A 22,040-nucleotide genomic window follows, 5' to 3' on the forward strand; every position below is an offset into this window, starting at 1 on the left:
ATAAAAAAGGAGTATACAATATGGCTATTGTTATTGGTGCAGATGCTGCAGGTTTAAGATTGAAAGAAGTTGTAAAAGACTTCTTGGAAAAAGAAAACTTCCACGTAGTGGATGTTACAGCAGAAGGTCAAGACTTCGTTGATGTAACTCTTGCGGTTGCGGAAGAAGTTAAGAAAGAAGAACAAAACCTTGGTATCGTCATTGATGCTTATGGTGCAGGTCCGTTTATGGTTGCTACTAAAATCAAAGGAATGGTTGCTGCAGAAGTATCTGATGAACGTTCAGCTTATATGACTCGCGGTCACAACAACTCACGTATGATTACGATGGGTGCTCAACTTGTAGGTGATGAATTGGCTAAAAACATTGCTAAAGGCTTTGTAAATGGTAAATACGACGGCGGTCGTCACCAAATCAGGGTCGACATGTTGAACAAAATGTGCTAATTTTGATATTGAAAGAAAGGTAAGATAAAATGAGAATTGCAATCGGATGTGACCACATCGTAACAAATGAAAAAATGGCTGTTTCAGAATTTTTGAAATCAAAAGGACATGAAGTTATCGACTTTGGTACTTATGACCACGCTCGTACCCACTATCCAATCTTTGGTAAAAAAGTTGGTGAAGCAGTAGTTAGTGGCCAAGCTGATCTTGGTGTATGTATCTGTGGTACTGGTGTAGGTATCAATAATGCTGTTAACAAGGTTCCTGGTGTTCGTTCTGCTTTGGTTCGCGATATGACAACAGCTTTATATGCAAAAGAACAATTGAATGCCAACGTAATCGGATTTGGTGGTAAAATCACTGGTGAATTGCTCATGTGTGATATCATTGAAGCTTTCATCAACGCTGAATACAAACCATCAGAAGAAAACAAAAAATTGATCGCTAAAATCCAACACGTTGAAACTCATAACGATCATCAAACTGATGCCAACTTCTTTACAGAGTTCCTTGAAAAATGGGATCGTGGTGAATACCACGACTAAGAGGTGACTTATGATTTTAACAGTCACAATGAACCCATCCATTGATATTTCCTATCCTTTGGATGAACTGAAAATCGACACTGTCAACCGTGTGGTGGATGTCACTAAAACGGCTGGTGGTAAAGGTCTTAACGTTACTCGTGTCCTATCGGAATTTGGTGACTCCGTAGTCGCAACAGGACTTGTCGGTGGTAAACTTGGTGATTTTTTAGTAGAAAATATTGATGATAAAGTAAGCAAACGTTTCTTCTCTATTCAAGGTGAAACCCGTAACTGTATCGCAATTCTACATGGAGAAAACCAAACAGAAATCCTAGAAAAAGGTCCTGAAGTTCAAGAAAAAGAAGGTCAAGATTTCTTGGCTCATTTCAAAGAACTTTTAGAGACTGTAGAGGTAGTGGCTATTTCAGGTAGTCTACCTGCAGGACTTCCAGTGGATTATTATGCTAGTCTGGTTGAACTTGCTAACCAAGCTGGTAAACCTGTTGTCTTGGACTGTTCAGGAGCTTCACTTCAGGCGGTTCTTGAATCTCCACATAAACCAACAGTTATCAAACCAAATAATGAAGAGTTGTCTCAACTTTTAGGAAGAGAAATTTCTAAAGACTTGGATGAGCTAAAAGAAGTTCTTCAAGAACCACTATTTGATGGAATCGAGTGGATTATCGTTTCATTAGGCGCTAATGGTGCCTTTGCAAAACACGGTGATACATTCTATAAAGTAGATATTCCAAGAATCCAAGTTGTAAACCCAGTTGGTTCGGGTGATTCTACAGTAGCAGGGATTTCTTCAGGTCTTTTTCATAAAGAATCTGATCAAGAACTCTTGACTAAGGCTAATGTCCTTGGTATGCTTAATGCTCAAGAAAAAATGACCGGTCATGTCAATATGGCTAACTATCAAGGTCTATATGACCAATTAATTGTAAAAGAGGTATAAAATGGTTTTAACAGAAAATAAACGCGCTTGCTTGCAAAAACTCTCAGATGAGAATGGTATCATCTCAGCCCTTGCTTTTGACCAACGTGGTGCTTTGAAACGCCTTATGGCTCAATACCAAACAGAAGAGCCAACAGTAGCTCAAATGGAAGAACTTAAAGTATTAGTGGCAGATGAGTTGACTAAATATGCTTCATCAATGCTACTTGACCCTGAGTACGGACTTCCAGCTACAAAAGCTCTTGATCCAAATGCAGGTCTTCTTCTTGCTTATGAAAAAACAGGATACGATACAACAAGTACAAAACGCTTGCCAGACTGCTTGGACGTTTGGTCTGCAAAACGTATCAAGGAACAAGGTGCAGATGCTGTTAAGTTCTTGCTTTACTATGACGTAGATAGCTCTGACGAACTTAACCAACAAAAACAAGCCTACATTGAACGTATTGGTTCTGAGTGTGTAGCTGAAGACATTCCATTCTTCCTTGAAATCTTGGCTTACGATGAAAAGATTGCGGACGCAGGTTCTGCCGAATACGCTAAAGTAAAACCACGCAAGGTTATCGGTGCTATGAAGGTCTTCTCAGACCCACGCTTTAACATTGATGTCTTGAAAGTGGAAGTTCCAGTTAACGTCAAATACGTTGAAGGATTTGGCGATGGCGAAATCGTTCATACACGTGAAGAAGCAGCAGACTTCTTTAAAGCTCAAGATGAAGCTACTAACTTGCCATACATCTACTTGAGTGCAGGTGTATCAGCTAAGCTCTTCCAAGAAACTCTTGTATTTGCGCACGAATCAGGTGCAAACTTCAATGGTGTTCTTTGCGGACGTGCAACATGGGCAGGTTCAGTTGAAGCATACATCAAAGACGGAGAAGCAGCAGCTCGCGAATGGCTTCGTACAACTGGTTTTGAGAACATTGATGAACTCAACAAAGTTCTTAAAACAACAGCAACTTCATGGACTGAACGTGTGTAAACTCCACTTTGATATCATTACAAAAATAAAAAAAGTCTCACCAATGGTGAGACTTTTTAAGGTGTCGATTTAATAATCTTTGTTTGTTTTGACAAAGTTTTTAGGGTTTCTTGGCTAAGTTTTGAATCTGAAATAATTGTATCAATATCAGCAATGTTATAGAAAGTATAAAAATCAAACTTATTAAATTTACTGTGGTCAGCAAGAAGAATCTTTTTATTAGCATTATTTAATGCTAGCTTTTGGACTTCGCCTTCATCTTCGCTAAAAGTAGCGATAGCATGATCTTTTATACCATTGCAACTAACAAAAGCTTTAGAGAATTGAAGACTTTCGATATCTTGGAGCGTTAAGGTTCCGACAAAGGCACCAGTGATTTCTCGATAATTCCCACCAATTAAAATTAAATCAGTCAATTTTCGTTCATTCAAGATAATGAAAACTGGAAGACTATTTGTCACAACGCGAATATTATCAATTGGAAGTTCGCGAGCAAAGAATTCGAGAGTAGTCCCAGGACCGATAAAGATGGTTTCTCTTTCTTCAACTAAATGGCCAGCAAAGCGAGCAATTTCTTGTTTCTCGGCGATTTGTAAACCTTGTTTTTCGACGTTAGAGCGTTCATTTGCCAAAAAAGAACCAGAACGAAGCTTTTCGGCACCTCCATGAACTCGAACAAGTAGATCTTTGTCAGCTAATTCTTGTAGATAACGTCGAGCAGTCATATCAGAAATATCTAAACGATTCATTATTTCTTTGACTGTGATGGTTCCTCTTGTATTGACAATCTCTAAAATCACATCTAGTTTTTCTTGTTTTAGCATTGAATCACCCCCATATCCACTATCATTTTATCATATTTTAAACATCTAAGCAACTTAAAGAAAACAAAACTAAACAAAAACAAAAAACATCTGTGTTTGTTTTTAACTCAGATGTTTTTATATTTTTTAATTAGTCTAATCCGTAGTTATAATCATCGTCCTGCATAGCTTCAACTTCACCAAGTAGATATCCGTTACCAACTTGAGAGAAGAAGTCGTGGTTTGATGTACCAGTTGAAATCCCGTTCATAACAATTGGGTTTACATCATCAGCTGAGTCTGGGAAGAGAGGATCTTGTCCTAGGTTCATAAGAGCTTTATTGGCATTGTAGCGAAGGAAAGTTTTAACCTCTTCAGTCCAACCAACACCATCATATAAACTCTCTGTATAACCTTCCTCATTTTCATAAAGAGTGTAGAGCAGGTCGTACATCCAGTCTTTTAACTTTTCTTGCTCTTCTTCTGGTAATTCGTTGAAACCAAGTTGGAATTTATAACCAATATATGTTCCGTGAACTGACTCGTCCCGAATGATAAGTTTGATGATTTCAGCAACGTTTGCCAACTTGTTATTTCCTAGATAGTAGAGTGGAGTGAAGAAACCAGAGTAGAAGAGGAAGGTTTCAAGGAATACACTAGCGACTTTCTTTTCAAGTGGTGTTCCGTTAAGGTAAATCTCATTGATGATTTGTGCCTTTTTCTGAAGATATGGGTTTGTATCAGTCCATTCAAAGATTTCTTCAATCTCAGTCTTGGTATTCAAGGTTGAGAAAATAGAAGAATAAGATTTAGCGTGGACAGATTCCATAAATTGGATGTTGTTAAAAACAGCTTCTTCGTGAGGAGTACGAATATCAGCGCGAAGAGCATTTACCCCTGTTTCAGACTGCATGGTATCCAAAAGTGTCAAACCGCCAAAGACTTTTCCTACCAAGTCTTTTTCTTGATTTGATAACTTTCTCCAGTCATCTAAGTCATTAGATAAGGGAATACGTGTATCCAACCAAAATTGTTCGGTTAGTTTTTCCCATGTTGATTTATCGATGACATCTTCAATGGCATTCCAGTTAATGGCTTTGTAGTAAGTTTCCATTACAAATCTCTTTCTTTTGATTTTATTAAAATAGTGATGAATATTCTAGCCTTGTGTGATTGGGTTACCGCACAAAAAGTCGGTACTCCGACTTTTTGATGTTACCTTATCTTTGTAAACAAGATTTTAGTGAGATTTTAAATCACACAGCTTTCACATTGGTTAGCACCAACTTCACCGCCGTCATCTGTGTAGGTACGAACGTAGTAGATAGACTTAATGCCCTTGTTAAAGGCGTAGTTACGAAGGATAGATAGGTCACGTGTTGTTTGTTTGTTCTCTTTCTTCCATTCATAAAGACCTGTTGGGATATCACTACGCATGAAGAGAGTAAGTGAGAGCCCTTGGTCTACGTGCTCAGTTGCAGCAGCATAGACATCGATTACTTTACGCATATCCATGTCATAGGCAGAAGTGTAGTAAGGAATAGTTTCAGTTGATAATCCTGCAGCAGGATAGTAAATCTTACCAATCTTCTTCTCTTGACGTTCTTCAATACGCTGAGTAATTGGGTGGATAGAAGCAGACACGTCATTGATGTAGCTGATAGAACCATTCGGCGCTACAGCAAGACGGTTTTGGTGGTAAAGTCCATCTGCTTTAACTTTATCACGAAGTTCAGCCCAATCAGCTGCAGACGGGATAAAGATTCCTTCAAATAGTTCTTTAACACGATCAGATTTTGGAACAAATTGACCAGACGTATACTTATCGAAATAAGTACCATTTGCATAGTCTGACTTCTCAAAGTTGTGGAAGGTAATGCCACGTTCACGCGCAATATTGTTTGATTCTACCAAAGTCCAGTAATTCAAAAGCATAAAGTAGATGCTTGTAAATTCAACAGACTCAGGAGATCCATATTCGATTAATTGCTGAGCAAGATAGCTGTGAAGCCCCATGGCACCAAGTCCAAATGTATGAGCTTGGCTATTTCCGTGGTCAATAGTTGGAACAGCAACGATGTGAGAGCTATCTGTTACAAAGGTCAAAGCGCGAACCATTGCACGAATAGAACGTCCAAAGTCAGGTGATGTCATCATATTTACAACGTTGGTTGAACCAAGGTTACATGAAACATCAGTACCCATTTGAAGGAATTCTTGCGCATCGTTGATAAGACTTGGCTCTTGGACTTGAAGAATTTCTGAACACAAGTTACTCATGATAATCTTACCATCGACAGGGTTTGCGCGGTTAGCTGTATCAATATTTACTACGTAAGGATAGCCAGATTCTTGTTGCAATTTAGAAATTTCTGTTTCCAAATCACGGGCCTTAATTTTTGTCTTACGGATGTTTGGATTTGCTACCAACTCATCGTATTTTTCTGTGATATCGATATAGTTGAAAGGTACGCCATACTCTTTTTCTACAGAGTATGGGCTGAAAAGGTACATTTCCTCATTCTTACGTGCTAATTCGTAGAATTTATCTGGTACCACAACACCAAGTGAAAGAGTCTTGACACGAACTTTTTCATCAGCATTTTCTTTCTTAGTAGAAAGGAAAGCAATAATGTCTGGGTGGAAGACGTTAAGGTAAACAACCCCAGCCCCTTGACGTTGACCTAGTTGGTTAGAGTAAGAGAAGCTATCTTCGAAAAGCTTCATAACTGGTACGACACCAGAAGCAGCCCCTTCATACCCTTTGATAGGTGCTCCAGCTTCACGAAGGTTGCTGAGGGAAATTCCGACACCACCACCGATACGTGAAAGTTGAAGAGCTGAGTTGATAGAACGTCCAATAGAGTTCATATCATCTGTTACCTGAATCAAGAAACAGGATACCAATTCACCACGACGTGCACGGCCTGCATTCAAGAAAGAAGGTGTAGCTGGCTGGTAACGCTGGTGGATGATTTCATTGGCAATATCAATTGCGATAGCTTCGTCACCATCAGCAAAGTAAAGAGCGTTAAAGAAGACACGGTCTTCCATGCTCTCAAGATAGTACTCTCCGTCATTAGTTTTCAAGGCATATTGATTGTAAAACTTGTATGCTGCCATGAAAGACTTGAATTGGAAGTTTTGATCCTTAATAAATTGGTAAAGCTCTTCTAAGAATTCTGGACGATATTTCTTGATAAAAGCTGTTTCGATATAGTCTTGTTTAATAAGGTAATCGATTTTATCAGTGATAGAATCAAAAACCATAGAATTTGGTACAACATTTTCTTTAAAGAAAGCGTCCAAAGCTTCTTTATCTTTGTGAAGCATGATTTGTCCATTAACAGGACGGTTGATTTCATTATTTAGACGGAAGTAAGTTACGTCCTCAAGTTGTTTTAATCCCATAAAATTTCCTTTAATTCATTACAAAAGAAAGGCTTCTAAGATTGACATAGAAGCTTTTAATCCTGATACTTAAGCAAGTTCTTTAAGTTTTGCTGGTTGGAAACCAGAGAAAACTTCAGTTGGTGTTTGAATGATAGGAGCAGCGCTGAAGCCTAGCTCTTTAACTTGTTCAATAAATTCAGGTTGTTCATCAAGATTGATTTCGCGATATGCGATTTTGTTACTATCTAAGAATCGTTTGGTCATTTTACATTGAACACAATTGTTTTTAGAATAAACGGTTACCATTCTGTAACTCCTCTTTCAAAATTTAATTACTTCTTAAGTATATCAGAAAAAAAATCTTTGTCAACGAAGAAAAACTAAATATTGTAGATTTTTTTCAGATGAGAGTTATCCGAACACAATATATAGTGATTGTAAAAAATCAAACCCATAAATAACAGCGTTTTCTAAATGTTAAAATTTTAAAAAACTATATGATGTATTTTGATACATAAAATAGAAGATTTTCAGCAAGTTATCTGAAAGGAAAAAGAAGAAATCCCATAAAATACTTGAAAAAAATCCTAGAAGGTGATATAATACCAAATTGTAAGGGTTATCAGATATAACTCAAAAAGAAAACATTTAAAGGAGAGTCAAATTATGGCTTCTAAAGATTTCCACGTAGTGGCAGAAACAGGTATTCACGCACGTCCAGCAACATTGTTGGTACAAACTGCTAGCAAATTTGCTTCAGATATTACTCTTGAGTACAAAGGTAAATCAGTTAACCTTAAATCTATCATGGGTGTTATGAGCCTTGGTGTTGGTCAAGGTGCTGACGTTACGATCAGTGCTGAAGGTGCAGACGCTGATGATGCTATCGCTGCTATCTCAGAAACAATGGAAAAAGAAGGATTGGCATAAGGATATGACAGAAATGCTTAAAGGAATCGCAGCATCTGATGGTGTTGCAGTTGCTAAAGCATATCTACTCGTTCAACCGGATTTATCATTCGAGACTATTACAGTCGAAGATACAAATGCAGAAGAGGCTCGTTTGGATGTTGCTCTTGAAGCTTCTCAAAACGAGCTTTCTCTTATCCGCGAGAAGGCTGTAGGTACGCTTGGTGAAGAAGCGGCGCAAGTATTTGACGCTCACTTGATGGTTCTTGCTGACCCTGAATTGATCGGTCAGATTAAAGAAACAATTCGTGCAAAGAAAGTAAATGCAGAAGCAGGTCTGAAAGAAGTTACAGACATGTTTATCACTATCTTCGAAGGAATGGAAGACAACCCATACATGCAAGAACGTGCAGCGGATATTCGCGACGTTACCAAACGTGTTTTGGCAAATCTTCTTGGCAAGAAATTGCCAAACCCAGCTTCAATCAATGAAGAAGTGATTGTGATTGCGCACGACTTGACTCCGTCTGATACTGCTCAATTGGACAAAAACTTTGTAAAAGCTTTTGTAACAAACATTGGTGGACGTACAAGCCACTCAGCTATCATGGCTCGTACACTTGAAATAGCTGCTGTATTGGGTACAAACAACATCACTGAACTTGTAAAAGATGGTGACGTTTTGGCTGTTTCAGGTATTTCAGGTGAAGTTGTTATCAACCCAACTGAAGAACAAATTGCAGAATTCAAAGCAGCTGGTGAAGCTTACGCTAAACAAAAAGCTGAATGGGCTCTTTTGAAAGATGCTAAAACTGTTACTGCAGATGGTAAACACTTTGAGTTGGCAGCTAATATCGGTACACCTAAAGACGTTGAAGGTGTGAACGAAAATGGTGCTGAAGCTGTTGGTCTCTACCGTACAGAATTCTTGTACATGGATTCTCAAGATTTCCCAACGGAAGACGACCAATACGAAGCTTACAAAGCAGTTCTTGAAGGTATGAACGGTAAACCTGTTGTCGTTCGTACAATGGATATCGGTGGGGATAAAGAACTTCCTTACTTCGATCTTCCTAAAGAAATGAACCCATTCTTGGGTTACCGTGCTTTGCGTATCTCTATCTCTGAAACTGGTAACCAAATGTTCCGTACACAATTGCGTGCATTGCTTCGTGCATCTGTTCACGGTAAATTGCGTATCATGTTCCCAATGGTTGCTTTGTTGAAAGAGTTCCGTACTGCTAAAGCTATTCTTGAAGAAGAAAAAGCAAAATTGGTTGCTGAAGGTGTTGCTGTTGCGGATGATATCCAAGTTGGTATCATGATTGAAATTCCTGCTGCAGCTATGCTTGCAGACCAATTTGCTAAAGAAGTTGATTTCTTCTCAATCGGTACAAACGACTTGATCCAATACACAATGGCTGCTGACCGTATGAACGAACAAGTTTCATACCTTTACCAACCATATAACCCATCGATCCTTCGTTTGATTAACAACGTAATCAAAGCAGCTCACGCTGAAGGTAAATGGGCTGGTATGTGTGGTGAAATGGCTGGTGACCAAACTGCTGTTCCACTTCTTGTCGGAATGGGCTTGGATGAGTTCTCTATGTCAGCTACTTCAGTACTTCGTACACGTAGCTTGATGAAGAAACTTGACACATCTAAGATGCAAGAATACGCTAACCGTGCTCTTACTGAATGTTCAACAATGGAAGAAGTTCTTGAACTTTCTAAAGAATACGTTAACTTTGATTAAAAACATTAAAACCTTGTAGAACTAAACTACAAGGTTTTTTGTACGATAATTTCAAAAGTCCACCTGTAAAATTTTCTAAAAATATGGTAAAATAGACAAAGGAAAAATACGGAGGCAACTATGCAAAACAGACCAATCATTATCGGAGTAACAGGGGGATCTGGTGGAGGAAAAACCAGTGTTTCTAAAGCAATTTTATCGCATTTTCCCAACGAAAAAATTGCCATGATTGAGCATGATTCCTACTATAAAGATCAATCTCATTTAACCTTTGAAGAACGTATTAAGACTAATTATGACCATCCTTTTGCTTTTGATACTGACTTGATGATTGCGCAAATTAAGGAATTGTTGGCAGGGCGTCCTGTTGATATTCCTACCTATGATTATGCGGCCCATACAAGAAGCTCGAAAACCTATCGCCAAGAACCTCAAGACGTATTTATCGTAGAAGGAATCTTGGTTTTGGAAGACAAACGTCTTCGTGATTTGATGGATATCAAGATTTTTGTGGACACTGATGATGATGTTCGTATCATCCGTCGTATTAAACGCGATATGGAAGAACGTGGTCGTAGTTTAGACAGCGTCATTGATCAATACCTTGGAGTCGTAAAACCTATGTATCATCAGTTTATTGAGCCTACTAAACGCTATGCTGATATTGTGATACCTGAAGGTGTAACCAATACTGTAGCTATTGATTTACTGACTACTAAGATTGAAAAGATTTTAGAAGAAGCTCGTTTAGCCCAGTAATAAATAAAAAAAGACTGTATCTATTGATACAGTTTTTATTGTTTAATTTTTTCAAGTTTTGGAACAATAGCGAGAGTTAAAATAGCTGAGATAATTAATTCTGCTATCGAATTTGTAGAGATAACAGTCGCTAATAGTTTTTGAATATTTCCATCAAAAACATTACCAAAGAGGAAGAAGATACCACCTAAGACAAATACTGTATTAGTCAGTGAGCCAAGTGCACCTGCGAAGATGAGTCCGGCTTTTCCCTTTAGCAGTTTATAAACGAAATAAGGTGTCAAACCGATCAAGATACGTGGGACAATTGCAATCACAACTGAATATAGGTTACCATTAGGTACAAAAGGTGAGAAGAGATAGCTGGTTGGAAGAATTGTGAGAGTATTTACAGTCAAGCTAATCATTCCCATTAAGAAACCTAATGTTGCGCCAATTCTTGGTCCATAGATAATACTTGCAATAATTACTGGAATGTGGACGATAGTTGGTTTAATAGGAAAGGGCAGCACGTTAAATAGGATTGAGCTCAGTAAATGAATAACAATCATACTGGCAAAAAAGATAGCGATTGGTGCAATATTAGAGCGTTTGTTCATGAAGTTTATCCTTTATTTGTTGTAAAATTCTTTCAAGATCAGCGAGAGCGCCACGACCGATATCACCACAAGCTAGTAGCGAATCTTTAGGAGAAATAATTGTATAACCATAATCTTCTAAAGTTTTAAGATTAGCTTGGGTCGCAGGGTGGTCATACATCTTTGTGTTCATAGCTGGAGCCAATAGTTTGGGTACAAAGTGTGGCAAAGCAAGAGCAGTAGCAGTCACCATATTGTCAGCAAACCCGTGAGCTAATTTAGCAATTGTATTGGCTGTCGCAGGAACTACGATAAATAAATCTGTTTCTTTTCCTATTTGAATGTGATTCACTTGATCTGGAAAAGGTTCCTGCATGACATCGAGATGTACAGTATTTTGTGATAGTACTTGTAAAGTTAATGGCTGAATAAATGCTGTTGCTGACTGAGTCATAAGAACAGTAACAGAATGCCCCTGTTTTTTCAAAGAACTAACTAGGTCAACTGTCTTATATGCGGCAATAGATCCAGTAATAGCGAGTGTAATACGGGCCATAATATTCCTTTCTTTTAGTCATAGCTTTTGATTTTCTCGAGAAGTAAATCAGCAATTTCTTGTTTACTCATAGCAGTTTGGAAAGAATTTTTTTCAACTAAGTAAGCCTTATGTTGGTCGCTACTAATCTGAGTAAGGTCGTTTGCGACAATTAAATCAGCTTGGTTCTTTTCAAGACTTTCCTGAGCAACTTGAATCAGATGTTCCTGACTGACATCAACCAGTAATTTAAATCCTATCAGGTGAATCTTAGGATTCCATTCTTTAACAAGAGATATGATTTTTGGATTCTTCTTGAGAAATAGAACCTGGACGTCTTCCTTAGATGAGATTTTGGTTTCCTGATTTTTCTTATCTAAAAACTCTGTTAAATCTTGACTAGCTTTAACCTCACCAAATCCAGTCATATAGACAGGAGTGTAATCTGATACAGCCATAGAATGGATTAATACCTGGTAATCCATTGCCTTATCTTTCATGACTTGTAGCAAATCAACTGTATTTTTAATTTCGATGATGGTTAAGTTTGGATGACTAACTGGCTTAACTGCCTGAAGAGTGGTAATCAAACAAACTTCATAACCAGCCGCTAGAAGAGTTTCGGTTATAATCTTACCTAGTCTACCAGAAGAGTGGTTGGTTATTGAACGAACATTATCAATTGCTTCGCTAGTACCGCCAGAAGTAACTAAAATTTTCATAGAACTATTGTACAAAAAAATGAGCATTAAGTAAAATGAAAGTGATATAACAAGGGTCGGAAATAGGATGTTAATCCATAGTTAAAATCTATAAAGGCATATAAAAATTTAGATAGAGATAAAGAAAGTCTGTTATTTAGCGATATTCACGAACGTTACTAATCATAATGACTGTTAAAAATCTTGTTTTATGATATAATGAATTAACACATTAGAGGCTATAGGAGTTTTTTATGAAAACAGATATTGAAATTGCACAGAGTATTGAGTTAAAACCGATCGTTGATGTTGTTGAGAAACTCGGTATTTCATACGATGATTTGGAGTTGTATGGAAAGTACAAGGCTAAACTAAGCTTTAATAAGATTCGTGAGGTTGAGGCAAATCCAGTTGGTAAGTTAATTTTGGTTACAGCTATCAACCCAACTCCAGCAGGTGAAGGGAAATCAACCATTACCATTGGTCTTGCTGATGCTTTGAATAAGATTGGTAAGAAAACTATGATTGCCATCCGCGAACCTTCTCTTGGTCCTGTCATGGGGATTAAAGGTGGTGCAGCTGGTGGTGGTTATGCCCAAGTGTTACCAATGGAAGACATTAACCTTCACTTTACTGGTGATATGCACGCAATCACAACTGCAAACAATGCTCTCTCTGCCTTGATTGACAATCACTTACACCAAGGAAATGAGCTAGGAATCGATCAACGTCGTATTCTCTGGAAACGTGTTGTTGACTTGAATGACCGTGCTCTTCGCCATGTAACTGTTGGTCTTGGTGGCCCGCTTAATGGTATTCCACGTGAAGATGGATTTGATATTACCGTGGCTTCAGAGATCATGGCTATCCTTTGCTTGGCAACTGATATTGAAGATTTGAAACGTCGTTTGGCTAATATCGTTATCGGCTACCGTTATGATCGCACACCAGTTTCAGTTGGTGATTTACAGGTTGAAGGTGCCTTGGCATTGATTTTGAAAGATGCTATTAAACCCAACTTGGTTCAAACAATTTATGGTACACCTGCATTCGTACACGGTGGCCCATTTGCCAATATTGCTCACGGATGTAACTCTGTATTGGCGACAAAAACAGCTCTTCGTTTAGCTGATTATACTGTAACAGAAGCTGGATTTGGTGCAGATCTTGGTGCAGAGAAGTTCCTGGATATCAAGACTCCAAACTTGCCAACAGCTCCAAGTGCAGTAGTCATTGTAGCAACTCTTCGTGCCCTTAAAATGAATGGTGGAGTTGCTAAAGATGCTCTGACAGAGGAAAATGTGGAAGCAGTACGTGCTGGATTTGCAAACTTGAAACGCCACGTTGAAAATATTCGTAAGTTCGGTATTCCAGCGGTTGTTGCTATCAATGAATTTGTTTCTGATACAGAAGCGGAAATCGCAGCTTTGAAAGAACTTTGTGCTTCAATCGATGTTCCAGTTGAATTAGCTAGCGTATGGGCTGATGGAGCTGAAGGAGGAGTGGCTCTGGCTGAAACTCTCGTCAAAACAATTGACGAAAACCCAGCTAACTATACACGTCTCTATGACAACGACCTTTCTGTTCAAGAAAAGATTGAAAAGATTGTCACTGAAATCTATCGTGGTAGCAAAGTAAACTTTGAGAAGAAAGCTAAAACCCAAATTGCTCAAATCGTTCAAAATGGCTGGGATAAATTGCCAATCTGTATGGCTAAGACTCAGTACAGTTTCTCAGATAATCCAAATGCACTTGGAGCACCTGAAAACTTTGAAATTACCATTCGTGAATTGGTACCAAAACTTGGTGCAGGCTTCATCGTTGCCTTAACTGGTGATGTCATGACCATGCCAGGACTTCCAAAACGACCTGCCGCTCTCAACATGGATGTTGAAAGTGATGGAACTGTTTTAGGTCTATTCTAATTCAAACACAAAAGACAACCTCTTTGATAAGGTTGTCTTTTTAACTACAAAAAACTCCTAGAAATCATCTAGGAGTTTAGTTTTTATTTCATAGTTGGGAAAAGAAGTACATCACGGATAGTAGTAGTATCAGTGAGTAGCATGCAGAGACGGTCGATACCGATTCCCAAACCACCTGTTGGTGGCATACCATATTCAAGGGCTTCAATGTAGTCATAGTCAATACCAGTCGCTTCATCGTCACCAAGTTCTTTTGCTTTAGCCTGGGCTTCAAATCGGCTAAGCTGATCGATTGGATCGTTGAGCTCAGTGAAAGCATTTCCGTATTCTTTGGTCATGATAAAGAGTTCGAAACGGTCGGTGAAACGTTCATCTTCAGGATTTTTCTTAGCAAGTGGTGATACAGCTACTGGGTGACCATAGACAAATGTTGGTTGGATTAAAGTTTCTTCGACAAATTCTTCAAAGAAAGCATTGATGATATGACCAACTTCTGTGTAGTGTTTTTCAACTGGAACTTTCTTCTCAGCTGCGATAGCTTTAGCTTCTTCGAAAGTCATATCTTTCCAGAAATCAACCCCTGTGATCTCCTTAATGGCATCCACCATGTGTACACGTTTAAATGGTTCGTTAAGTTTTATCTCAGTTCCTTGATAGATAACTGGAGCGTCGCCTTTAACAGCTTTTGCAACGTGTTGAATAATACCTTCAGTCAAGTCCATGATATCTTGGAAGTCTGCATAAGCTTGGTAAACCTCGATAGAAGTGAACTCAGGGTTGTGTGTAGCGTCCATACCTTCGTTACGGAAGATACGTCCGATTTCGTAAACACGTTCCATACCACCGACAATAAGTCGTTTCAAGTGAAGCTCAGTCGCGATACGAAGCACCATGTCAATGTTTTGGGCATTGTGGTGAGTGATAAACGGACGAGCAGCAGCACCACCAGCTTCGTTGTGAAGAACAGGTGTTTCAACTTCTAGGAAACCTTTTTGGTCTAAGTAACGACGGATTTCAGAAATGATTTTTGAACGAGTAACAAAGCGTTCAAAGCTTTCGCGATTAGAAATCAAATCCAAGTAACGTTTACGATAAATGGTTTCAACGTCTGTTAAACCGTGGAATTTTTCTGGAAGCGGACGAAGGGCTTTAGACAAGTGAGTGATGTGTGTAGCCTTAATAGAGAGTTCTCCCATATCGGTACGCATGACTTCACCTTCGACACCAAGGAAGTCTCCGAGGTCAGCTTTTTTGAAGATTTCGTAGTTTTCTTCACCAACTTCATCTTTACGAACGTAGATTTGGATTTGACCTTCACGGTCTTGAAGGTGAGCAAAACCAACTTTCCCTTTTCCACGTTTTGTTACTAAACGTCCAGCAATAGTAGCAGTTTCGTTTAATTCATGTAGTTGTTCTTTATCAAGGTCAGCAAATTTATCTTTTAGTTCTTGAGAGTTAGCAGTACGTTCAAAACGTTTCCCGAAAGGATCAATTCCTTGTTCACGAAGAGCTGCCATTTTTTCGCGGCGAACGATCTGCTGGTCATTCAATTCTTCCATATGTTCTGTTGACATGAGTTCCTCCTAATTTAATCAATTTTGAAATAATAAATCAATTTTTCACGATACTCCATTTTATCATAAATAGTCAAGAAATTCACGGATATTCTATAAAAACTAAAAAGAACTTGACTATTTATATCAAGTTCAATTATTTTTCTGATAAGAAGTATCATTCCAAGTCTTTAGAGTAAATGTTTCAAAGTCATCTGTTTCTATAATCGTCAGACTAGCATTGGCTAAGCCTCCATCTTTACGAAGCAGAGCTTCCTGATAGCCTATAAGCGTTCGAAGACTAGCAGTAAGGTTCGCTCCATGACCGACTAGTAATAGGTGCTCTGCCTTAGAATTTTTTAAGGACTTGATAAATTGGATGGTGCGCTGAGTTGTAGTGTAAAGTGATTCAGCTTCAAACATGCGAGTATCAAACTTAGCTAAGTTTGTTTTAAAGGCTTGAATTTGCTGAGGGTAGATAGCATTTAAAGTCGCAATTTTTAGACCTTCCAGTTTACCGAGGTGCCATTCTCTGAGTTCAGGAACACTTTCTAAAGGACAAGGATTTGTCAGTTGACTTTGGATAATCTCAGCTGATTTTACCGCTCTTGGTAAATCACTCGAATAGATCTTGTCAAAAGGGATATCTTTAAGATACCGGCCCAGGTCTTTTAAAGTTTCAATAGATTCAGGAAGAAGTGGTGAATCTCCGCCTGCACCTTGAAAACGACCTTCTAGATTCCAGACTGTTCGACCATGGCGGACAAAGTAAAGTTTCATGAGTTACTTTCCTCCAAGATGTCTACAAAGTTGGCTTTTACATAGTTTGCCAGATCTTTAGGTGCGATGATGATACTGTGTCCGACCTCGCCAGCAGAGACAATCAATTTTTCCAATTCTAAAGCTGTTTCATCAATAAAAATAGGGTAGTTGTGTTTTTGACGGATACCTACAGGGTTATTAGCTCCATGGATATATCCAGTCGTTTTTTCTAAATCCTTTTGAGGAATCATGGCAACTTTTTTATTCCCAGAAATCTTTGCTAATTTCTTTTCAGAAAGGTGTTTGGTGATAGGAACAATTCCTATTACCGGACCAGTCTTATCACCCAATAATGCTAAGGTCTTAAAGATATGATTTCTATCATAACCAGAAGGAAGTTCTCCTTCTAAAGCATTGATTTGAATACCTTGATGGTCAACACCTGCCTTAGTCAAAATTTGCTCTACTAAGGTTTTTTTAACTTTAACTTTCTTAACCATTATTTGTATTTATCCTCCAACTGACTCATCCAGATACCTAACCAAATGCCAAGAGCAAAAAAGAAGGCAACAATCACATAAGACACAAGAGATAAACCACTGTAGTTAATGCTTTCAGCATTACCCGCATTTGGAATCAATATCAAGAGTGTACTTGAAAGAACGATTGCAATGATGAAGTGATAAACACGAGAGTGATACTCTCGAAGAGCGTAGTCCATCAATTTTGAAAAAATAATAAGAGTAGCAGCAGCTCCAATTCCTATTGGAAGGAAGGTGCCAAATAAATCAAAAGTTTTAAATCCAGTTAACATTGGGGTATAGAGACCTAAAATCAAGAGAAGATTTGAGGGGCTCAATCCTGGAACTAAAATACCTAGAGCAAGAAGAGCACCAGCTAGGATAAAACTTGTGAAACTTGCGTTTAGTGAACCAACCACAAAGTTTAAAGCGTAAAGACCAATTCCAGAAACAATAAAGGTCACCCAAAACCAGATAAGATCGACTTTGTCTCTTTCAGAATCTTGAGTAGCCTCTTTTACAAGACTAGGGACTGTACCAATAATAGCACCCGCAAAACTCCATAAAACATAAACTTGATAATGCTCTAGTAAGTACTCAATTGGATAAGAAAATAGCCCAATACCTAGTAACATACCGATAGCAACAGGTAAGAAATAAAGAGTATCTTCTTTTAGGTTTTTAAATGGATGGGCAAGAAAACGAATCATTCTCTCATAGATACCCAAAATAGCTGCCAAGACTCCACCAGAAATACCTGGTAAAATAAAACCAAGTGCGATAACAATACCTTTAATTATTTTTGAAATCCAAGATAACATAAACTCTCTCCGTATTTATTCTCTAAAATTCTCTTCTTGTATTATATCACAAAGTAAGAGAAATAAAAAAGCAAGCAGAAGTAATATCTGGCTTGCTAAATAAATTTAAGGTTTTAAGAATAATTTTCTAAACGTCTCTTGCTTATCTTTTGACAAAGAAATAAGATTTAGGTCTAGATGGTGTTCAAATCCAACCAGTTTACCCTTTGAGGTGTATTGATGAAGATCAAAGTCAAGGTCTGTATTTGGTGAACTTTCAAAGTAGCCTGAGTCAAGTCCGTAGGATGGAATCCAAATAGCAGAAAACTTATCTGTACTGATACTATGTTCTTCCATGAAGTACACACCAATGTATATACCAATATTTTTAGCACCAAGTGATTTTAACTTAGCACGGAATGCCTCAACTCCTTGGTTCATATCTGACATTGTTTTTTCTTCAACGTCTAACCAATAGTAACTTGGGTTGTACGGCGAAGCTGAATTATAAAATGATTCAGCAGCCTTTTCCATATCCTCTACACTTTTTCCAGATACATAGGCATATACAGCAACTGGAACATTTCTCTTTTGAAACTCAGCAATATGACTTTTATAAGCTTTATCAATACCGTTTGTATAAGATGCATCGTTCTCAGTGGTAATCTGATTTCCTCCGTGGACTCGAACAATGACACCAGAGATATTTTGAGATAAAATATCGTAATTGATTTCCGATGGTCTCTGCCAACCAGAGATATCGATGATAGGCTTATCCAAGTTATGTAGAGCTTGTGTTTCTATTTGAACTGGATTTTGTTTGGTTTTTACAGGATGTTCTTCGAATCGTGGACGATTGAGAATCAAGAGTCCTATAAAAGCAGCAAATATAATAACTATAAAAGCTGGGCGAATTTTTTTTCTCATACTTCTATAGTTTATCGTAATTTATAAAAAAAATCAAAAAATTTACTCAAAACGGAGTAGTGACAGTCATTAGCATTAGGTTGAGGTCAACAAATTTGTGTATCGTGAAGTAAATTGTGGTATAATAATAAAGAATTTCTATAGAAAAGAGAAAAATATGGCAAATTTTGCAATTATTTTAGCAGCGGGTAAGGGTACCCGTATGAAATCAGATTTACCGAAAGTTATGCACAAGGTTGCGGGAATTTCAATGCTTGAGCATGTTTTTCGTAGCGTTGGCGCAATTAACCCTGAAAAAACTGTTACAGTTGTTGGACATAAGGCTGAGCTTGTAGAGCAAGTGTTAGCTGGTCAAACTGACTTTGTGAGACAGTCTGAACAACTAGGAACAGGTCATGCGGTTATGATGGCTGAGCCAATTCTTGAGGGCCTTTCCGGACAAACATTGGTTATTGCTGGTGACACACCACTCATTACTGGTGAAAGTTTGAAAAGCTTGATTGATTTTCATGTGAATCACAAGAATGTAGCCACTATCCTTACGGCAGAAGCTGAAAATCCGTTTGGTTATGGACGTATTGTTCGCAATGATAATGCTGAAGTATTAAGAATTGTTGAGCAAAAAGATGCGACTGATTTTGAAAAGCAAATCAAAGAAATCAATACAGGAACTTACGTTTTTGATAATGCTCGTCTCTTTGAAGCTCTTAAAAACATCAATACCAATAACGCTCAAGGCGAATACTATATTACAGACGTGATTGGTATTTTCCGTGAAGCTGGTGAAAAAGTCGGAGCCTATACTCTTAAAGACTTTGATGAAAGCCTTGGAGTCAATGATCGTGTAGCGCTCGCCACAGCCGAAGCTGTTATGCGTCGTCGTATTAACCAAGCTCACATGGTTAATGGCGTTAGTTTTGTAAATCCAGAAGCGACTTATATTGATATTGATGTTGAAATTGCTCCAGATGTACAAATTGAAGCTAATGTAACCCTCAAAGGTTCTAGTAAGATTGGTGCTGAGACTATTTTGACGAATGGAACTTATATTGTCGATAGTACTATCGGTTCAGGTACAGTGATTACCAACTCTATGATTGAGGAGAGCACAGTTGCTGATGGTGTTACAGTCGGACCTTACGCTCATATTCGTCCAGGTTCTAGCCTGGCAAAAGATGTTCATATTGGAAACTTTGTTGAGGTGAAAGGTTCTAGCATTGGAGAAAATACAAAAGCTGGCCATTTGACATACATTGGTAACTGTGAAGTTGGTAGTGACGTCAACTTTGGTGCTGGCACTATAACAGTGAACTATGATGGGAAAAATAAATTCAAGACAGTCATCGGCAACAATGTCTTTGTTGGTTCTAATTCAACCATCATTGCTCCTGTTGAACTAGGAGATAACTCTCTTGTTGGCGCAGGTTCAACGATTACTAAAGATGTCCCAGCAGATGCAATTGCGATTGGGCGAGGTCGTCAAGTTAATAAGGATGAATACGCAACTCGTCTTCCTCACCATCCTAAAAACAAATAGGAGCTAACCATGGAATTTGAAGAGAAAACACTCAGCCGTAGAGAAATCTATAAAGGTCCTATTTTCCAATTGGTACAAGATCAGGTTGAACTTCCTAATGGAAAAGGGACAGCTCAACGTGATTTGATTTTCCATAATGGTGCAGTATGTGTTCTTGCAGTTACTCCAGAAAATAAGATTGTTCTAGTCAAGCAATATCGCAAGGCGATTGAAAAAGTTTCTGTTGAAATTCCTGCAGGTAAACTAGAAATTGGAGAAAATGCTGATCCTGAAGCGGCAGCCCTTCGCGAATTGGAAGAAGAAGCTGCCTACACTGGAAAACTAACTCTTTTGTATGATTTCTATTCTGCTATTGGTTTCTGTAATGAGCGATTAAAACTTTATTTGGCAAGTGATTTGACAAAGGTTAAAAATCCACGTCCACAGGATGAAGATGAAACTTTAGAATTACTTGAAGTTAGTCTTGATGAAGCTAAACAACTAATCCAGTCTGGTGATATTTGTGATGCCAAGACTATCATGGCTATCCAGTACTGGGAATTACAAGAAAAATAGGGGAGGAACCTATGGGAAAACCTTTATTAACAGACGAAATAATCGAGCGTGCAAATCGTGGTGAAGATATCTCTGGTCCTACTTTAGTGGATGATCAAGAGACAAAGATATTATCTACTTCATCCCAACATTATAGAGCTTCACGTTCAAGTGATCATGGATTTAGTCAAGATACCCTAACGATTGAGGTTGAACCGCAAATCCATAAAAGTCGTAGAATTGAAAATACAAAGAGAAATGTCTTTAACTCAAAACTGAATAAGATTCTATTTTCTGTTATTCTTCTCTTGATTTTGCTAGTTTTAGCAATGAGATTTATTTAAGGGGAATGTCATGAAAATAGGAATTATAGCAGCTATGCCAGAAGAGCTAGTTTATCTAATTCAACATTTAGAAAATGCTCAAGAAGAGGCGGTATTAGGAAATAAGTATCATACAGGAAAAATTGGTTCAGTCGAGCTTGTCTTGGTCGAGAGTGGAATTGGTAAAGTTATGTCTGCAATGAGTGTAGCAATCCTAGCCGACCACTTTAAAGTAGATGCTGTCATCAACACTGGTTCAGCTGGAGCTTTAGCAGAAGGGATCGAAGTCGGTGATGTAGTGATTGCTGATAAGCTAGCTTATCATGATGTTGATGTGACTGCTTTTGGGTATGAATACGGTCAAATGGCCCAACAACCACTCTATTTCGAATCTGACAAGAAGTTTGTCAGTATGATTCAAGAGAGTTTATCTAAACTTAACCAAAAATGGCATATAGGTTTGATTGCGACCGGTGATAGTTTTATTGCGGGTGAAGATAAGATTAAAGCTATAAAAGAACATTTTCCTCAGGTGCTTGCGGTTGAGATGGAAGGAGCGGCTATCGCTCAAGCAGCTCACGCGCTGAATCTACCTTTCTTAGTTGTCCGTGCCATGAGTGATAATGCGAATCACGAAGCTTCTATTTCATTTGATGAATTTATCGTAGAAGCTGGACGTCGCTCAGCACAAGCCCTTCTAACTCTCCTAGAAACAATTCATAATTAAAATCTAAAGAACACTAGCAAGTGTTCTTTTTTATTGGAAATAGAAGCTTGTCTCAGTTAAAGTTATTTTTTGTCTTTTTTG

At 38.2% G+C, this 22,040-nt stretch carries 24 protein-coding genes; 12 read left to right on the plus strand and 12 right to left on the minus strand.

Annotated features, from left to right (window positions below; translation table 11 throughout):
* Nucleotides 1–20 precede the first annotated feature (20 nt).
* From lacA to lacD, 4 genes are read left to right on the plus strand one after another with little or no spacing between them, the layout of a single operon-like run.
* Nucleotides 21–446 carry a galactose-6-phosphate isomerase subunit LacA gene (lacA, locus tag QM382_RS02125; protein ID WP_006148584.1) on the plus strand — a complete coding sequence of 142 codons (426 nt, stop codon included), beginning with the start codon at nt 21–23 and terminating at the stop codon, nt 444–446.
* Nucleotides 447–475: 29 nt separating this feature from the next.
* Nucleotides 476–991: a galactose-6-phosphate isomerase subunit LacB gene (gene lacB, locus QM382_RS02130; protein ID WP_001216925.1), complete on the plus strand. Its 516-nt coding sequence runs from the start codon at nt 476–478 to the stop codon at nt 989–991.
* Nucleotides 992–1,001: 10 nt separating this feature from the next.
* A complete protein-coding gene (locus QM382_RS02135) occupies nt 1,002–1,931 on the plus strand; it encodes a tagatose-6-phosphate kinase (protein WP_414272273.1) in 930 nt (309 codons plus the stop codon).
* A gap of 1 nt (nt 1,932) precedes the next feature.
* Nucleotides 1,933–2,913, plus strand: coding sequence for a tagatose-bisphosphate aldolase (gene lacD, locus QM382_RS02140; protein ID WP_414272274.1), 981 nt, complete (start codon nt 1,933–1,935; stop codon nt 2,911–2,913).
* Nucleotides 2,914–2,969: 56 nt separating this feature from the next.
* Here lacD and QM382_RS02145 read toward each other — a convergent pair whose 3' ends face one another.
* From QM382_RS02145 to nrdH, 4 genes are all read right to left on the minus strand, one after another.
* Nucleotides 2,970–3,737 (minus strand): DeoR/GlpR family DNA-binding transcription regulator, encoded by a 768-nt coding sequence (locus QM382_RS02145; RefSeq protein WP_414272275.1) that lies wholly within the window; start codon nt 3,735–3,737, stop codon nt 2,970–2,972.
* Between the two features lie 130 nt (nt 3,738–3,867).
* Nucleotides 3,868–4,830: a class 1b ribonucleoside-diphosphate reductase subunit beta gene (nrdF, locus tag QM382_RS02150; RefSeq protein WP_006148574.1), complete on the minus strand. Its 963-nt coding sequence runs from the start codon at nt 4,828–4,830 to the stop codon at nt 3,868–3,870.
* A 137-nt stretch (nt 4,831–4,967) separates the two neighbouring features.
* Nucleotides 4,968–7,127, minus strand: a complete 2,160-nt coding sequence (nrdE, locus tag QM382_RS02155) for a class 1b ribonucleoside-diphosphate reductase subunit alpha (RefSeq protein WP_006148572.1) — start codon at nt 7,125–7,127, stop codon at nt 4,968–4,970.
* 69 nt (nt 7,128–7,196) lie between these two features.
* A complete protein-coding gene (nrdH, locus tag QM382_RS02160) occupies nt 7,197–7,415 on the minus strand; it encodes a glutaredoxin-like protein NrdH (RefSeq protein WP_004253610.1) in 219 nt (72 codons plus the stop codon).
* A gap of 360 nt (nt 7,416–7,775) precedes the next feature.
* Here nrdH and QM382_RS02165 point away from each other — a divergent pair, with 360 nt between their 5' ends.
* The 3 genes from QM382_RS02165 to udk all read left to right on the plus strand — a co-directional run bounded on the left by QM382_RS02165 (nt 7,776) and on the right by udk (nt 10,536).
* On the plus strand, nt 7,776–8,039 hold the full coding sequence (locus tag QM382_RS02165; protein WP_000146947.1) for a phosphocarrier protein HPr: 264 nt from the start codon (nt 7,776–7,778) through the stop codon (nt 8,037–8,039).
* Between the two features lie 4 nt (nt 8,040–8,043).
* Complete coding sequence (ptsP, locus tag QM382_RS02170) at nt 8,044–9,777, plus strand: phosphoenolpyruvate--protein phosphotransferase (protein WP_414272460.1); 1,734 nt, start codon at nt 8,044–8,046, stop codon at nt 9,775–9,777.
* 120 nt (nt 9,778–9,897) lie between these two features.
* The gene (udk, locus tag QM382_RS02175; protein ID WP_004253618.1) at nt 9,898–10,536 is read left to right on the plus strand and encodes a uridine kinase; all 639 of its coding nucleotides are present in this window, start codon (nt 9,898–9,900) and stop codon (nt 10,534–10,536) included.
* A gap of 35 nt (nt 10,537–10,571) precedes the next feature.
* Here udk and QM382_RS02180 read toward each other — a convergent pair whose 3' ends face one another.
* From QM382_RS02180 to coaB, 3 genes are read right to left on the minus strand one after another with little or no spacing between them, the layout of a single operon-like run.
* A complete protein-coding gene (locus QM382_RS02180) occupies nt 10,572–11,135 on the minus strand; it encodes an ECF transporter S component (protein ID WP_178894976.1) in 564 nt (187 codons plus the stop codon).
* Entirely contained in the window at nt 11,119–11,670 is a 552-nt protein-coding gene (coaC, locus tag QM382_RS02185) for a phosphopantothenoylcysteine decarboxylase (RefSeq protein ID WP_414272276.1), read from the minus strand. The genes QM382_RS02180 and coaC overlap by 17 nt, the downstream gene beginning before the upstream one ends.
* 14 nt (nt 11,671–11,684) lie before the next feature.
* Nucleotides 11,685–12,371, minus strand: a complete 687-nt coding sequence (coaB, locus tag QM382_RS02190) for a phosphopantothenate--cysteine ligase (protein WP_414259053.1) — start codon at nt 12,369–12,371, stop codon at nt 11,685–11,687.
* A gap of 233 nt (nt 12,372–12,604) precedes the next feature.
* Between coaB and QM382_RS02195 the strand changes: the two genes are divergently transcribed.
* On the plus strand, nt 12,605–14,275 hold the full coding sequence (locus tag QM382_RS02195; protein ID WP_414272277.1) for a formate--tetrahydrofolate ligase: 1,671 nt from the start codon (nt 12,605–12,607) through the stop codon (nt 14,273–14,275).
* 83 nt (nt 14,276–14,358) lie between these two features.
* On the opposite strand, the gene lysS is transcribed toward QM382_RS02195, so the two are convergent.
* The 5 genes from lysS to QM382_RS02220 all read right to left on the minus strand — a co-directional run bounded on the left by lysS (nt 14,359) and on the right by QM382_RS02220 (nt 18,838).
* Nucleotides 14,359–15,849, minus strand: a complete 1,491-nt coding sequence (gene lysS, locus QM382_RS02200) for a lysine--tRNA ligase (protein ID WP_414272278.1) — start codon at nt 15,847–15,849, stop codon at nt 14,359–14,361.
* Nucleotides 15,850–15,981: 132 nt separating this feature from the next.
* The gene (locus QM382_RS02205; RefSeq protein ID WP_414272279.1) at nt 15,982–16,608 is read right to left on the minus strand and encodes a histidine phosphatase family protein; all 627 of its coding nucleotides are present in this window, start codon (nt 16,606–16,608) and stop codon (nt 15,982–15,984) included.
* A complete protein-coding gene (locus QM382_RS02210; RefSeq protein ID WP_414272280.1) occupies nt 16,605–17,090 on the minus strand; it encodes an aminoacyl-tRNA deacylase in 486 nt (161 codons plus the stop codon). Before QM382_RS02210 ends, QM382_RS02205 begins: the two co-directional genes overlap by 4 nt.
* The gene (locus QM382_RS02215) at nt 17,090–17,932 is read right to left on the minus strand and encodes a DUF368 domain-containing protein (RefSeq protein ID WP_414272281.1); all 843 of its coding nucleotides are present in this window, start codon (nt 17,930–17,932) and stop codon (nt 17,090–17,092) included. The genes QM382_RS02210 and QM382_RS02215 overlap by 1 nt, the downstream gene beginning before the upstream one ends.
* Before the next feature lie 105 nt (nt 17,933–18,037).
* Nucleotides 18,038–18,838 (minus strand): glycoside hydrolase family 25 protein, encoded by an 801-nt coding sequence (locus QM382_RS02220; protein WP_303406710.1) that lies wholly within the window; start codon nt 18,836–18,838, stop codon nt 18,038–18,040.
* 157 nt (nt 18,839–18,995) lie between these two features.
* On the opposite strand from QM382_RS02220, the gene glmU reads away from it, so the two are divergent.
* The 4 genes from glmU to QM382_RS02240 are packed head-to-tail and all read left to right on the plus strand — an operon-like array spanning nt 18,996 to nt 21,959.
* Complete coding sequence (gene glmU / locus QM382_RS02225) at nt 18,996–20,375, plus strand: bifunctional UDP-N-acetylglucosamine diphosphorylase/glucosamine-1-phosphate N-acetyltransferase GlmU (RefSeq protein WP_414272282.1); 1,380 nt, start codon at nt 18,996–18,998, stop codon at nt 20,373–20,375.
* A gap of 9 nt (nt 20,376–20,384) precedes the next feature.
* Nucleotides 20,385–20,930, plus strand: coding sequence for an NUDIX hydrolase (locus tag QM382_RS02230; RefSeq protein ID WP_414272283.1), 546 nt, complete (start codon nt 20,385–20,387; stop codon nt 20,928–20,930).
* Nucleotides 20,931–20,941: 11 nt separating this feature from the next.
* On the plus strand, nt 20,942–21,253 hold the full coding sequence (gene macP, locus QM382_RS02235) for a cell wall synthase accessory phosphoprotein MacP (RefSeq protein WP_414272284.1): 312 nt from the start codon (nt 20,942–20,944) through the stop codon (nt 21,251–21,253).
* A 10-nt stretch (nt 21,254–21,263) separates the two neighbouring features.
* Nucleotides 21,264–21,959, plus strand: coding sequence for a 5'-methylthioadenosine/adenosylhomocysteine nucleosidase (locus QM382_RS02240; RefSeq protein WP_414253672.1), 696 nt, complete (start codon nt 21,264–21,266; stop codon nt 21,957–21,959).
* The last annotated feature ends 81 nt before the right edge of the window (nt 21,960–22,040 follow it).

Origin of the sequence: Streptococcus infantis (genome assembly GCF_047465185.1) — a bacterium.
GTDB classification, from domain to species: Bacteria; Bacillota; Bacilli; order Lactobacillales; family Streptococcaceae; genus Streptococcus; species Streptococcus infantis_O.

Coding starts and splice junctions, on each gene's coding strand:
- lacA (WP_006148584.1), top strand. CDS start 21: ATGGCTATTGTTATTGGTGCAGATGCTGCAGGTTTAAGATTGAAAGAA.
- lacB (WP_001216925.1), top strand. CDS start 476: ATGAGAATTGCAATCGGATGTGACCACATCGTAACAAATGAAAAAATG.
- QM382_RS02135 (WP_414272273.1), top strand. CDS start 1,002: ATGATTTTAACAGTCACAATGAACCCATCCATTGATATTTCCTATCCT.
- lacD (WP_414272274.1), top strand. CDS start 1,933: ATGGTTTTAACAGAAAATAAACGCGCTTGCTTGCAAAAACTCTCAGAT.
- QM382_RS02145 (WP_414272275.1), bottom strand. CDS start 3,737: ATGCTAAAACAAGAAAAACTAGATGTGATTTTAGAGATTGTCAATACA.
- nrdF (WP_006148574.1), bottom strand. CDS start 4,830: ATGGAAACTTACTACAAAGCCATTAACTGGAATGCCATTGAAGATGTC.
- nrdE (WP_006148572.1), bottom strand. CDS start 7,127: ATGGGATTAAAACAACTTGAGGACGTAACTTACTTCCGTCTAAATAAT.
- nrdH (WP_004253610.1), bottom strand. CDS start 7,415: ATGGTAACCGTTTATTCTAAAAACAATTGTGTTCAATGTAAAATGACC.
- QM382_RS02165 (WP_000146947.1), top strand. CDS start 7,776: ATGGCTTCTAAAGATTTCCACGTAGTGGCAGAAACAGGTATTCACGCA.
- ptsP (WP_414272460.1), top strand. CDS start 8,044: ATGACAGAAATGCTTAAAGGAATCGCAGCATCTGATGGTGTTGCAGTT.
- udk (WP_004253618.1), top strand. CDS start 9,898: ATGCAAAACAGACCAATCATTATCGGAGTAACAGGGGGATCTGGTGGA.
- QM382_RS02180 (WP_178894976.1), bottom strand. CDS start 11,135: ATGAACAAACGCTCTAATATTGCACCAATCGCTATCTTTTTTGCCAGT.
- coaC (WP_414272276.1), bottom strand. CDS start 11,670: ATGGCCCGTATTACACTCGCTATTACTGGATCTATTGCCGCATATAAG.
- coaB (WP_414259053.1), bottom strand. CDS start 12,371: ATGAAAATTTTAGTTACTTCTGGCGGTACTAGCGAAGCAATTGATAAT.
- QM382_RS02195 (WP_414272277.1), top strand. CDS start 12,605: ATGAAAACAGATATTGAAATTGCACAGAGTATTGAGTTAAAACCGATC.
- lysS (WP_414272278.1), bottom strand. CDS start 15,849: ATGTCAACAGAACATATGGAAGAATTGAATGACCAGCAGATCGTTCGC.
- QM382_RS02205 (WP_414272279.1), bottom strand. CDS start 16,608: ATGAAACTTTACTTTGTCCGCCATGGTCGAACAGTCTGGAATCTAGAA.
- QM382_RS02210 (WP_414272280.1), bottom strand. CDS start 17,090: ATGGTTAAGAAAGTTAAAGTTAAAAAAACCTTAGTAGAGCAAATTTTG.
- QM382_RS02215 (WP_414272281.1), bottom strand. CDS start 17,932: ATGTTATCTTGGATTTCAAAAATAATTAAAGGTATTGTTATCGCACTT.
- QM382_RS02220 (WP_303406710.1), bottom strand. CDS start 18,838: ATGAGAAAAAAAATTCGCCCAGCTTTTATAGTTATTATATTTGCTGCT.
- glmU (WP_414272282.1), top strand. CDS start 18,996: ATGGCAAATTTTGCAATTATTTTAGCAGCGGGTAAGGGTACCCGTATG.
- QM382_RS02230 (WP_414272283.1), top strand. CDS start 20,385: ATGGAATTTGAAGAGAAAACACTCAGCCGTAGAGAAATCTATAAAGGT.
- macP (WP_414272284.1), top strand. CDS start 20,942: ATGGGAAAACCTTTATTAACAGACGAAATAATCGAGCGTGCAAATCGT.
- QM382_RS02240 (WP_414253672.1), top strand. CDS start 21,264: ATGAAAATAGGAATTATAGCAGCTATGCCAGAAGAGCTAGTTTATCTA.